The organism is Methylosinus sporium, from assembly GCF_003113265.1.
GTDB lineage: Bacteria > Pseudomonadota > Alphaproteobacteria > Rhizobiales > Beijerinckiaceae > Methylosinus > Methylosinus sporium.
Genome location: NZ_PUIV01000006.1, coordinates 1 through 11,388, shown reverse-complemented (window position 1 = coordinate 11,388; position 11,388 = coordinate 1). Strand labels below are relative to the sequence as shown.

At 64.5% G+C, this 11,388-nt stretch carries 12 protein-coding genes and 1 riboswitch; of the genes, 3 read left to right on the top strand and 9 right to left on the bottom strand.

The window, feature by feature from the left end; translation table 11 throughout:
- The 5 genes from C5689_RS06030 to C5689_RS06010 form a co-directional block, all read right to left on the bottom strand.
- Entirely contained in the window at positions 1 to 852 is an 852-nt protein-coding gene (locus C5689_RS06030; protein ID WP_108916372.1) for an FAD/NAD(P)-binding protein, read from the bottom strand.
- Positions 836 to 1,300 (bottom strand): cyclic nucleotide-binding domain-containing protein, encoded by a 465-nt coding sequence (locus tag C5689_RS06025; RefSeq protein ID WP_174800277.1) that lies wholly within the window; start codon positions 1,298 to 1,300, stop codon positions 836 to 838. Before C5689_RS06025 ends, C5689_RS06030 begins: the two co-directional genes overlap by 17 nt.
- Entirely contained in the window at positions 1,297 to 2,409 is a 1,113-nt protein-coding gene (locus tag C5689_RS06020; RefSeq protein WP_108916548.1) for a 4Fe-4S dicluster domain-containing protein, read from the bottom strand. Before C5689_RS06020 ends, C5689_RS06025 begins: the two co-directional genes overlap by 4 nt.
- 177 nt (positions 2,410 to 2,586) lie before the next feature.
- Positions 2,587 to 2,829, bottom strand: coding sequence for a hypothetical protein (locus tag C5689_RS06015; RefSeq protein WP_108916371.1), 243 nt, complete (start codon positions 2,827 to 2,829; stop codon positions 2,587 to 2,589).
- Positions 2,830 to 2,958: 129 nt separating this feature from the next.
- A complete protein-coding gene (locus tag C5689_RS06010; RefSeq protein WP_108916370.1) occupies positions 2,959 to 4,062 on the bottom strand; it encodes a 2'-deoxycytidine 5'-triphosphate deaminase in 1,104 nt (367 codons plus the stop codon).
- A gap of 139 nt (positions 4,063 to 4,201) precedes the next feature.
- Positions 4,202 to 4,280, top strand: a riboswitch (SAM riboswitch).
- Positions 4,281 to 4,333: 53 nt separating this feature from the next.
- Here C5689_RS06010 and C5689_RS06005 point away from each other — a divergent pair.
- A complete protein-coding gene (locus C5689_RS06005) occupies positions 4,334 to 5,527 on the top strand; it encodes an O-succinylhomoserine sulfhydrylase (protein ID WP_108916547.1) in 1,194 nt (397 codons plus the stop codon).
- 4 nt (positions 5,528 to 5,531) lie between these two features.
- On the opposite strand, the gene C5689_RS18140 is transcribed toward C5689_RS06005, so the two are convergent.
- The 3 genes from C5689_RS18140 to C5689_RS05985 form a co-directional block, all read right to left on the bottom strand.
- Complete coding sequence (locus C5689_RS18140; protein WP_146188331.1) at positions 5,532 to 5,747, bottom strand: hypothetical protein; 216 nt, start codon at positions 5,745 to 5,747, stop codon at positions 5,532 to 5,534.
- A gap of 607 nt (positions 5,748 to 6,354) precedes the next feature.
- Positions 6,355 to 8,820, bottom strand: a complete 2,466-nt coding sequence (locus tag C5689_RS05990; RefSeq protein WP_244594606.1) for a TonB-dependent receptor — start codon at positions 8,818 to 8,820, stop codon at positions 6,355 to 6,357.
- A gap of 188 nt (positions 8,821 to 9,008) precedes the next feature.
- A complete protein-coding gene (locus C5689_RS05985) occupies positions 9,009 to 9,377 on the bottom strand; it encodes a hypothetical protein (protein WP_146188330.1) in 369 nt (122 codons plus the stop codon).
- 220 nt (positions 9,378 to 9,597) lie between these two features.
- Here C5689_RS05985 and apaG point away from each other — a divergent pair, with 220 nt between their 5' ends.
- Entirely contained in the window at positions 9,598 to 9,990 is a 393-nt protein-coding gene (apaG, locus tag C5689_RS05980) for a Co2+/Mg2+ efflux protein ApaG (protein WP_108916365.1), read from the top strand.
- Positions 9,991 to 10,010: 20 nt separating this feature from the next.
- Entirely contained in the window at positions 10,011 to 11,171 is a 1,161-nt protein-coding gene (gene argE / locus C5689_RS05975) for an acetylornithine deacetylase (protein WP_167398691.1), read from the top strand.
- Positions 11,172 to 11,204: 33 nt separating this feature from the next.
- Here argE and C5689_RS05970 read toward each other — a convergent pair.
- Positions 11,205 to 11,388, bottom strand: a 184-nt coding sequence (locus C5689_RS05970) for a hypothetical protein (protein WP_206605357.1), incomplete at its 5' end; no start/stop codon positions are given.

Genomic DNA, 11,388 nt, shown 5'->3' with positions numbered 1-11,388 from the left:
TCAGATTTCCTTCTTCGCGATGAGGCCGCGCAATTGCGAATAGGGAAACACCGGCCCGTCGCGGCAGATGAAGACCGGCCCGAATTGGCAATGGCCGCACCAACCGATCGCGCATTTCATATTGCGTTCCATGGAAAGATAGACGCGCTCTTGCGCGACGCCCCGCTCGAGCAGCGCATTGGCGACGAAGCGCATCATGATCTCTGGTCCGCAGAGCATGGCGAGCGCATTGGAGGCGCTGAATTGCGCGCGCGACAGCAGTGTCGTCACCACGCCGACATTGCCGCGCCAATCGCCGCGCGCATGATCGACCGTCGCCACCACCTCTATGTCGAGCCGCCCGCGCCAGGCTTCGAGTTCGTCGCGAAAAAGAATATCCGCAGGACTGCGCGCGCCGAACAGAAGAAGGATGCGCCCGTATTTCTCACGCTCCGCGAATAGGCGATAGAGCGCCGGCCGCAACGGCGCGAGGCCGAGCCCGCCGGCGACGACGATCACATCGCTGCCCTCCGCCTCCTGCATCGGCCAGCCGCGTCCGAAGGGTCCGCGCAGGCCGATCGGCTCGCCCACATGCAGTTCAGTCAGCGCGCGCGAGACGGCGCCGACGGCGCGGATCGTGTGAACGAGCCGCGCGCTATTGGCCGGATCGCCGCTGACGCTGATCGCCGCCTCGCCGACGCCGAAAGCTGTGAGCATGTTGAATTGCCCCGGCGCGAAATCGAAAGCGCCGCCCTCTATCTCGAGAGTCACGACATCCGCGATTTCGCGCCTTCGCTTCACGACGCGGGCGACGCGCGGAATCATGGGATCGGCGATGCTCGCCGCGGAAAATGCGTCAGCCATGGGCGCCATAAATGTCGATCATCTGCATTCGCGCCGCTTGTAATCGCTCGACCAGCGGCGGCATGAAACGCTTCATCATGTCATAGCCGAGCCGTGGATCGGCCTCGCTCTTGCGGCGCAGGCAGGCGGCGTCGACGGCGATGGCGCGGACGAGATCGATTGCGCGCGCATCATATGTCCAGCGATAGGGCGGCACGAGCCAGGAAAGGCCGCAGAGATCGCCCTCATGCAGCGTCTGCACGGTGACGGCGCCGCGCGCCGGATCGCGCAGCTCAATGGCGACGCTTCCATTGCGCAGCAGAAAAAACCAATCGGCGCTGTCGCTTTCGTGGAAGAGATATTGGCCCGGATCGAAGCGCGCATTCTTCGCGCAGCCGGAGACGAGCGCGACGAATCCCGCATCCATGCCGGCAAAAAAGCGATGCTCTTTGACGATATGCTCGATGCTCTCGATCATGTCGCGCCTTTCTGCGCGTCGCTCTCGCGAATGGCGCGCGCCTCCTCGGTCAAGTCTATGCCGACGGGACACCAGACGATGCAGCGTCCGCAGCCGACGCAGCCGGAGCTTCCGAATTGGTCGTACCAAGTGGAGAGCTTATGCGTCATCCATTGGCGATAGCGCGATTTGACACTCTGCCGCACGCTGCCGCCGTGAATATAGGAAAAATCCAGCGTGAAGCAGGAATCCCAGCGCCGCGAGCGCTCGCTCTCGAGGCCTGTGAGATCGCTCGCATCCTCGACGCTGGTGCAAAAGCAGGTCGGGCAGACCATTGTGCAATTGGTGCAGGCGAGGCAGCGCGCGGCGACGTCGTCCCAGCGCGGATGGTCGAGATTGCGCGCCAGCAATTCGCGCACATCGCCGGCCTCGAGACTGCGGCCCATGTTCTCGGCCGTATGCGCGAGAATAGCCTCCGCCTCCTCTGTCTCGCTCGCGCTCGCGGCGCGATGCGGCAGAGAGTCGAGGAGCGCCCGGCCCGCGTCCGTGCCGATTTCGACGAGAAAGGAGCTTCCGGCGACGATCTCGGTGAGCGCTATGTCGAAGCCCATGGTCGCCTTCGGCCCCGTATCCATCGAGACGCAAAAGCAGGCGCCGCCGGCGACGCCGCAATTCACCGCGACGATGAAGACGTCCTCGCGCCGCGCACGATAATGCGGATCGGCGTAAGCGCCGCCGAGGAACACGCGGTCTTGAATGGCGATGGCGTGCAGCTCGCAGGAGCGCGCGCCGATGAAGGCGAATTTCTCGACGCGAGCCGGCTCGGCCTCGACGCGCAACTCGTCGCCCTCGCGTCGCGCGCGCCACAGGCGCAGCACAGGCGGGTGCAGCAGCTTTTTCCAGGATTGCGGGCCGACGACATAGCCGAACAAGGCTTCGTCATTGCGGCGCGTCAGCCGATAATGGCCGCCGTCCTGCTCATCGCCGACGCCGCGCGGCAGATCGTCCAGCGTGGCGATCTCGTCATAGACGATCGCCTCGTCGCGCACGGTCGGGCCAATGAGCGCATAGCCCTGCCCGCGCAGAGCCTCGAGGCCGGCGGCGTCGACGATGGAACGGGCCTCGGCCATGCCTTTGTCCATAGTCTCGAATCTAGGGTTCGAAATGCGCTCGTCGTTATCGCGAACGACCGAGCGCTGCGTCTCGGTTCGCAATGACGCTCCGCCGACGCGCCGGAGCGCTCGTTGATCTCATCGAATTATTGCAGTTTCCCGACAAAAAGCGAGGCGGCGCGCTGTCGCGCCACATCAGATGAGAATCATGACGATCGCAATGGCGATTGCGAAGATATTTTCCGTCGGCGCATACGCCATGCATCGGCTCGGGTTCAGCGGATCATAGCTTATTTCGACTTCGTCGTTCGCTTCGGCGCCATTACGCACATGGCCGAAGGTTTGCTGGACGTCGGAAACATATCGGCGATCGGATATGACGTACGCGACCTCGATCTTATCTTCTATGATCTCGCCAGGCAGCGTCTGACGTTCCACGACCCCAACGTCTGTAGCGGAGGAGATTGAAAGCCGCCAGGACCAGCAGCAGACATCCCGGGATCACAAAAATGTTATGAACGCTCGGGAACGACATCTTAGTCTCCGATCAGCCGCTCTCGGATGCGCTCACGGCGCCTTGAAATGCTTGGAGAGCTTCAGCTCCTGCCCCTGATAATTCGAGACGCCGCCTTGGCCGTAGAGAATCTTCGGTTCGGCGGCCATTGGCTCGTAGACGAGCCGTCCGATCACCTGCCCGTCCTCTAAAATAAAGGGCACGTCATGGCTGCGCACTTCCAGCACGGCGCGGCTGCCGGGCAGGCCCTGCGCGCCATAGCCGAAGCCGGGATCGAAAAAGCCGGCGTAATGCACGCGGAACTCGCCCATTGCGGGGTCGATCGCCATCATCTCGGCCGAGAGATGCGAGGGAATGCGGATGCGCTCGCGCGAGGCGAGAATGTAGAATTCATTCGGGTCGAGAATGAGCTTATTGCCGCGCCGCGGCGTCAGCCGCTCCCAATAATCCTCTATGGCGTAGTGGTCGACGCGATCGACGTCGATGACATCCGTGTGCTTTTGCGCGCGATAGCCGACGACGTCGCCGAGGCCGTCCAGCGCCACGCGGAGGATCACGCCGTCGCGCAGCGTCAGCTCGCCATCGGCGAGCGGCGCGCGCGAATGCTCGGCCGCGAGCGCGGCGTCGGAAAGCGTCGTCTCACCGGCGGCGCCGCGCCGGCGCAGGCGCAGCTGATCGAGCCGCGAACCCTGCCGCGCGCGCACGCTGAAGCTGCGCGGCGAGACCTCCGCATAGAGCCGCCCGCGATAGCCGACCGCGACATGATCGAAAATCTCGGTGTCGTCGGTGATGAGGCGGGTGAAAATGTCGAGCCGCCCGGTCGAGCTCTTGGGATTGGCGACGCCGGACACATCCTCCGGCAGATGCAGGCTCTCGAGCAGCGGAATCACATAGACGCAGCCGCGCTCGAGCACCGCGCCGGCGCCGCGCAGGTCGATCTCGTCATAGGTCAGCTCGGCGAGCAGCGCCTCGACGCTGCGGCGCTTGCCGGGCAGAAAGCTGGCGCGCACGCGATAGGCCGTCGGGCCGAGGCGTAGATCGAGGCTCGCCGGCTGATGCTGGCCGTCCTCGATCGGCTGCGTCGCGGCGATCACGCCGGCGGCGGCCAATTCTCGGATCTGCTCGCAAGAGAGCACGCCATGGACGGCAGACGCCATCGAAACTCCTATCACAACGGTTCGGTCGTCATGGGACCTTACACGCCCGACGCCATCGTGTTCTAGTGGCGATAAAATCGGTGCGCTGCAAGGATGCGGCAGAGTGTTGACTTGGCCGCGTCCTTCGGTTCATTCTGTTAAACGAACGCGTGGTTCTTTGAGCCGGCCGGCTTGCCGCCACGTAAAACAAGGCGCTAAAAGGCCGGGTTTCCTCGTGAAATCCGCTTTTTGTCGCCGTGGCGCGCCCCGCGCGCCGCAGGGGAGACCAAAGTTGAGCGACGACGAGAAGAAACTGCGCCCCGCGACACGGCTCGTGCATGGTGGGGGGCTGCGCTCGCAATTCGGCGAGCTGTCCGAGGCGATGTTCCTCACGCAGAGCTTTGCCTATCCCACGATGGAGGCCGCCGAGGCGCGCTTCAAGGGCGAGGACCCGGGCTTCATCTATTCGCGCTTCTCCAATCCGACCGTGGCCATGTTCGAGCAGCGCATGTGCCTGCTCGAGGGCGCCGAGGCGGCGCGCGCCACCGCGAGCGGAATGGCCGCCGTCACCGCCGCGCTGCTGGCGCAACTGCGCGCCGGCGATCATATTGTCGCGGCGCGGGCGCTGTTCGGCTCCTGTCTCTATGTGGTGGAGGATCTGCTGCCGCGATTCGGCGTCGCCTCGACCTTGGTCGATGGGGCCGATCTTTCGCAATGGAAGGCCGCCGTCCGCAAGGAGACCAAGCTCTTCTTTCTCGAGAGCCCGACCAATCCCGGCCTCGAGGTCTATGACATTCGCGCCATCGCCGACATCGCCCATGAGGCGGGCGCGCGGCTCGTCGTCGACAATGTCTTCGCCACGCCTCTGCTGCAAAAGCCCTTCGAATTGGGCGCCGATGTCGTCGTCTATTCGGCGACCAAGCACATAGACGGCCAGGGCCGCTGCCTCGGCGGCGTCATTTTGGCGTCGCAGGCGCTGATCGAGGAGAATATCCATAATTTCCTGCGCCAGACGGGGCCGGCTCTGTCGCCCTTCAACGCCTGGACCATGCTGAAGGCGCTGGAAACCCTGCCGCTGCGCGTTGCGCAGCAGACGGCGAGCGCGGCGCGGATCGCCGATTTCCTCGCCGAGCAGAAGGAGATCGCCCGCGTTCTCTATCCTTTCCGCTCCGATCATCCGCAGGCGGAGCTGGCGCGGCGGCAGATGACGGGCGGCGGCACGCTGGTGACATTCGACGTGGCCGGCGGCAAGGCGGCGGCGTTCCGCCTCGCCAACGCGCTGAAAATCGTCAAGATTTCCAATAATCTCGGCGACGCTAAGAGCCTTGTCACCCATCCGGCGACGACGACGCATCAGCGGCTGACGCCGGAGGCGCGGGCGCTCATCGGCGTCGGCGAGGGACTGCTGCGTCTCTCGGTCGGGCTCGAGGATACGGATGATCTCCTCGACGATCTGGCGCGCGGCCTTTCCGCCGCGCGCGGCTGAACGGTCAGAACTGGCCGAATTTCGCGCGGCGCTCGAGGTCGATGAGGCGGCCGCTGCGCCGCGCAGCGACATTGGGCGCCGGCCGCGGCTTTTCCTCCGGCTGCGGGAGCGGAACGCCGATCGCGGCGCGCGTCTCGAACAGGCCGAAGGTGCGGCGCTCGCCGGCGAGCGTCCGCAGAAAATCGCGGAAAAACGCGCCGACCCCGGCGCGATCGTTCATCGAAAATCCAAACAATCTCCCCTCCCCGCGCCGCCTTTCGCGACGCATCATCTTTTTTCGAAACCACGTGCCGACGCCCGCGAGACGGCGGGCGGTCGAATTCGGTCGGAAGTCAGATGGAGAGAGGCGGCGCCCGCGCCCGCCGCGCATGATCGGGCTCGAAAATGGCCGCGCGTCGGACCGTCGCCGCCCATTCGGCCCAGGTCCAGCCCGGCGAAGCAATCCGCGCGATTTCAGGAGACGCCGCCAGAGGAGCCGCGACGCCGCAGCAAAGGGCGCAGAGATCACAGAGCTCAGGTCCCGCCTCAGCATGGCCCGCAGGGACGACCGAAGGCGCTGCTTTGCTATCGGCGAAGGCCGCGCAAATCTGCCCCGGAGCGAGCGCGGATCGGGCGAGCCCAGCCGTCGCCGGCGCAATGGCCTGAACGGCCAAAGCCAACGAAAACAGCAATATGCTGGCCAAATTCCGACGCATGAACGCTCCTGCCTGCGACGGGACGAAAGTCTGTCGCAATTCACCCCGCGGAGCAAGAGACGAGGCGGCGGGGAATGTGATGCGCCGCAGCATCCCCTCCTCGCCGTCGCGTCGCATTCGGCTGGAAACGCTCTATTTCGCGCCGAGCTTCATATCGGAGAACATCCCCGACGCCGGACCGCCGAAGTCATATTTCAGACCGAGGAAATAGGTCCGTTGCGGATATGGGTTCGGATTGACGTAATATTTCCAACGGCCGATATTGTCGACGCCGGCGTTTAGCGTCCATTCCTTCGTGAGCTTATAGGTCACCTTGGCGTCGAATACGAGATATTCATTGTCGACGCTACCGTAAATATTGTGGTTGAAGTCAGAATTATTTAGGCTGACGAAGGCCGCCGAACCATAGCGCACGCCCGCCGCAATCGAAAACTCGTCGGTCGGCGCATAGGAGGCGACAGCGCGGATGCGGATGCGCGGAATGCGCGGATATTGCATCCCTTGAATCCAGGGCTGCTGATAGTCGGACACGATCTTGGCGTCGGTGAAGGTCACGCTGCCGTTGAAGTCGAGACCTTTCCAGACGATGTCCTTCAGCACGACGGAGCCTTCGACGCCGCGGAAGATCGCCTTGCCGATGTTGGAGTTCTGCGACACCGGGATACCGGTGGTGAAGTCGGTCTGCGAGACGATCGAGTTCCAGCGATGGTCCATGAACAGCGAAATGCGCGGCCGCACCTCGCCGATGAGGCCGCCGAACACATTCTCCGTCACATATTCGCCGGTCAGGTCATAGGACGTGCCGCTCTCCGGCTGTAGCGTCGGATTGCTGATAGAGACGGAGTTGGGCCCCGAGATGTTCTGGAACAATTCGAGCACGGTGGGGAAGCGATAATAGCGTCCGACCGAGCCGCGCAGCGTGAAATCGGGGAAGACCTGATATTCGATCGCCGCCTTGGGCGAGAAGGTCGGCTTGGAGACCGCGGGCAGAGTGGGCGGCGTGACCAGCATGGGCGGCCAGCCGGCGAAGCCCGGCGCATAGTTCTGGCCGAGCGTGTTGTTGACGCCGCCGAAGGCGCTCCAGAACTCCTGGCGTCCGCCCAAGGTCAGCTTCCATTTCGGCGCGAACCACCAGACCTCTTGCAGATAGAGCGCCTTGGTCTCGGTCTTGCCGAGGTTTATCGCCTGGATGGAGTTGTAATAATTGTCGGTGAAGACATTGGTGTTGGTCTGCGTCTGCGCCAGCGAATAAATGTCCCAATGCGCGCCGACCGAGACTTCGTGCCGGCCGAGCTCGGTCCATTCGGGACGCCAGACGCCGCGAATGTCCAGCGTATGCCAGAAGCTGCCGGTCAGATTGACGTTGGAGCCCCGCGGATTGATCGAATAGGAGGTTCCGGCGGCGTTGGGCAGCCAGCCATAGGCGCGCGCCGTATTATTGTAGTCGCGCAGATAATTGTAAGAGGTTCCCGAGATATCGAAGTCGAAGACGCCCTTGGTGTCCGACTTCAAGGACAGCGCCTGCATCAGATGCGAGGCGTTGCCATGGCTCGGATTGACGGTGAAGGGAAAGACGGCGTTGCCGATCTGCACATTGCCGTTCTGCGTATTATAGATCGGCACGCCATTGGCGTCGCGTATGTAGGTCGTCGGAAAAGTGTCGTCGATCAGCGACCAGAAGCCGAGCTGATAAGTGGCGTGGATTTTGGGCGCCAGCTCGTAGTCGAGCTTTATTTTCGCCATATGCTGCTGGGAATGGTCGGCCTGATTGGCGCCGCCGACGAAACGCGGATTGCCCGCCTGATCGACGTCGGCGAAGCCGCCGAGAATCGGCGTTCCGCTCACCTTGCCCGTCTTGACATTGCCGCCGGGGAAAGTCTGCGACTGGCCTTGCGCGTCGAGCCGGTCATAGCTGACCCAGAAGGAGAGATCATTGATCTTATGGCCGACGAGGAGGTTCATGTCGCCGGCGAGCGCAGTCTCTTTCGAGCCATAGAGCGAAAAAGTCTGCACGCCGGCGTTGCCCGCGAAGTGAACCTCGAAATTCTCCGGCATACGCGTCGTGATCGTCATCACGCCGCCCATCGAATTGCCGGGGTAGAGGGCGGAGAAGGGTCCGTAGATGAGATCGACGCGGTCGATCTCGCCGGGCGACACCATGCCCCAGCGCGGCGCGGTGCTGAATGTGTTGCCGAACAGATTTGAGATCAGCATATTGTCGGCGTAGACGAGGTTCTGCGCGCCGGCGATCGGCGTGTTGACGCGCGTCTGCAATATGCCGTTGCGGTCGCCGATGAAGCGCTCGCGCACCAGCACGCTCGGCATATATTTCATCGTCTCGGCGGTGGTCATGACATTGACCGTTCGGTCGATGTCGGCGCGGGTGACGCTCTCCACCACGGCGGGAATATTGTCGGGAATGGCGCGGCGGACCGGCGCCTCCGGCCTGCGCCCGGAGCCCTGTCCCTGGGCGGGCTTCTGTTCGCCGGCGATGTCGATCGACGGCAATGCCTCTTGCGCGCGCGCCACTCCGGCGGCGAGTGACATGGCCAGCGCGCAGGCGGAGGCGCCGCGCAGCAAATGGAAATGATCGCTCATTCTGGTCTCCTGCGCCTTCGGTCGGGCGCTTTTCGACGCGCCGCGGCTCGCCAAAGCCGGCGCGCATCGTCTCGATGGGGAGGTTGGTCTCGATGGGATGGATCGGAGCGGCGCGCGCTCGCCGACGCTCCGGCGTCCGCGTGACATCGCCTCGTCGGCAGCAGCGCTCGGGCGGCGGCGCCGTCGTGTCAGGAAAATGCGGGCGGGGCGCGGGCCCCATGGGCATGGGCGCGGCCAGAGCCGACGCCGGCTACAGCATCCCGGCTCCAATCCGCATCGGCGACACGGCGCCGGTCGAGCGCATGGCCTGCGAGGGAATAGGGCAGCAGGGGCGAGAAGCCGCCGAGACAAAGCTGGCAGGTGAGGCAGGCGCCGGCGTCCCTATGGCCACCGGCCGGCGCGCGCCGGTCGCTCTCTGCGCCGGCCGCCTCGCAATAGGCGAAGTCGCCGCGGCCATGCGTACCGGCGATGGGAGCGCCGAGCGCATAGGCGGCGCTCAGCGCCTGAAGCGCCAGAGCGACGACCGCCAACATGCCGCGGAGAGAAATTCGACGCATCGCCACCATTCGCCGCTCGGGAGATTTTCCCGCGCCGAAGCTACGCGCCGAAGACGGCGCGAGCAATCGAGCTCATCGTCGACGGAGCGGCTTTTCCTTGACCCGTGTCAATTATGTCACAGATTTTGCTACGCAGATGCAGGTCGGCGCCGGCTTTTGCGGCGGGGCGCCGACACATTCCACATTCCCCTTCGGCGCGCCGCGTCCTAGAGTAGGCCTCATGTATATATCCGTCACTCGCGACATTCAGGTCACCGCGCTGCCCGACTTCCTGCCGGAGCAGTCGGACCCCGCCAACGATCGTTTCGTCTGGTCCTATACGATCGAGATCGCCAATCTCGGCAAGGAGCGCGTCCAATTGCTGTCACGCCATTGGATCATCATCGACGCCTATGGGCGTCGGGAAGAAGTGAAAGGACCCGGAGTGGTCGGCGAGCAGCCGATTCTCGAGCCCGGCGAGACGTTCCGCTACGCCTCGGGCTGTCCGCTCTCGACGCCCTCCGGACTGATGAAGGGAAGCTATACGATGATCACTCCCTACGGCGAGACCTTCGACATAGAAGTGCCGGCCTTCTCGCTGGACAGCCCGCTCTCCAAGCCGACTCTCAACTGAGCCGGCCCATGTCGCAGAACATGTCGACCCTCGAGCGCGCGATCGAGCTGACCGGCCGGCTCGTCGCCTTCGACACGGAGAGCTCCAAATCCAATCTGGCGCTCATCGATTTCGTCGAAGGCTATTTGCGCGCGCAAGACGTGCCGTTCATCCGCGCGCCCAACGCCGAGGGCGACAAGGCGGCGATCTTCGCGACGATCGGCCCGCAAATCGAGGGGGGCGTGGTGCTCTCCGGCCATACCGATGTGGTGCCGGTCACGGGGCAGAATTGGACCGCCGATCCTTTCACTCTGCGCCGCGAGAGCGACCGGCTGCTCGGCCGCGGAGCCGTCGATATGAAGGGCTTCGGCGCGGTTTGCCTCGCCATGGTCCCGGAATTCAAGGCGGCGGGGCTGAAACGCCCCATCCACCTGTTTCTCAGCTATGACGAGGAGACCACCTGCCTCGGGCCGCTCGACCTGCTGGGCCGGCTCGGCCATGAGTTGCCGCGGCCGGCGGCGGCCGTCATCGGCGAGCCGACCTCCATGCAGGTGGCCGATGCGCATAAGAGCGTGACGACCTTCGTCACCAGGGTCCGCGGCTATGAGATTCATTCCGCCAATCTGCATCGCGGCGTCAGCGCGGTGCATGTCGCTCTGCTGCTCGGGGCGGAGCTGCTGCGAATCGGCGAGGAGCTGGTCGCCGCGGGCGATCCGACCGGGCGTTTCGATCCGCCCTATTCCACCCTGCATATCGGCGCGATAGAGGGCGGGACGGCGCGCAATATCGTCGCCAAGGACTGCGTCTTCCATTGGGAGGTTCGCGGCGTGCCGGGAACCGACGCAGCCCGAATCGTCGAGGAGCGCATTTCCGCCTATTCGGCGGAGCTGACGCAGCGTTTCTTCGCGCCCTTTCCCGGAACCGGGATCGAGACCCGAATGGAGGTGGAGGTTCCAGGCCTCGCGCCGCAGCCGGGCTCGCCGGCGGAAACCCTGGCGCTGCGACTCGCCCGCGCCAACCGCACCATCGCCGTGCCTTACGCCTCAGAGGCGGGGCACTTCCAGCAGACCGGCATTCCGAGCGTCATATGCGGCCCCGGCCGCATAGACGAGGCGCATCAGCCGGACGAATATATAGAAGTGAGCGAACTTTCGGCCTGCGTCGATTTCATGCGCGGCCTCGCCCGCGAGCTCGGCGCCTAGGCTAGAGGCGCCGAGCGTCGCGCGATGTTCGGCTCAGTAGCAGGCCCAGACCCAATAGCCGGCCCAACGCCAGCACGGCCCGACACCGTAATTATACCAGCGCCCGTGCCAATAACGGCCGCGGCCGTAGCCATGGCCGCCGCCATGCCAACCGCCGCCGCCATGCCAGCCGCCACCATGGCCGCCGCCCCAGTGGCCGCCGCCGTAATGCTGAGCG

What these genes read in the sequence shown, in the direction of transcription:
- C5689_RS06030 (WP_108916372.1), bottom strand. Translation starts at nt 852, where the DNA reads ATGGCGCCCATGGCTGACGCATTTTCCGCGGCGAGCATCGCCGATCCC.
- C5689_RS06025 (WP_174800277.1), bottom strand. Translation starts at nt 1,300, where the DNA reads ATGATCGAGAGCATCGAGCATATCGTCAAAGAGCATCGCTTTTTTGCC.
- C5689_RS06020 (WP_108916548.1), bottom strand. Translation starts at nt 2,409, where the DNA reads ATGGCCGAGGCCCGTTCCATCGTCGACGCCGCCGGCCTCGAGGCTCTG.
- C5689_RS06010 (WP_108916370.1), bottom strand. Translation starts at nt 4,062, where the DNA reads ATGGCGTCTGCCGTCCATGGCGTGCTCTCTTGCGAGCAGATCCGAGAA.
- C5689_RS18140 (WP_146188331.1), bottom strand. Translation starts at nt 5,747, where the DNA reads ATGAACGATCGCGCCGGGGTCGGCGCGTTTTTCCGCGATTTTCTGCGG.
- C5689_RS05990 (WP_244594606.1), bottom strand. Translation starts at nt 8,820, where the DNA reads ATGAGCGATCATTTCCATTTGCTGCGCGGCGCCTCCGCCTGCGCGCTG.
- C5689_RS05985 (WP_146188330.1), bottom strand. Translation starts at nt 9,377, where the DNA reads ATGCGTCGAATTTCTCTCCGCGGCATGTTGGCGGTCGTCGCTCTGGCG.
- apaG (WP_108916365.1), top strand. Translation starts at nt 9,598, where the DNA reads ATGTATATATCCGTCACTCGCGACATTCAGGTCACCGCGCTGCCCGAC.
- argE (WP_167398691.1), top strand. Translation starts at nt 10,011, where the DNA reads ATGTCGACCCTCGAGCGCGCGATCGAGCTGACCGGCCGGCTCGTCGCC.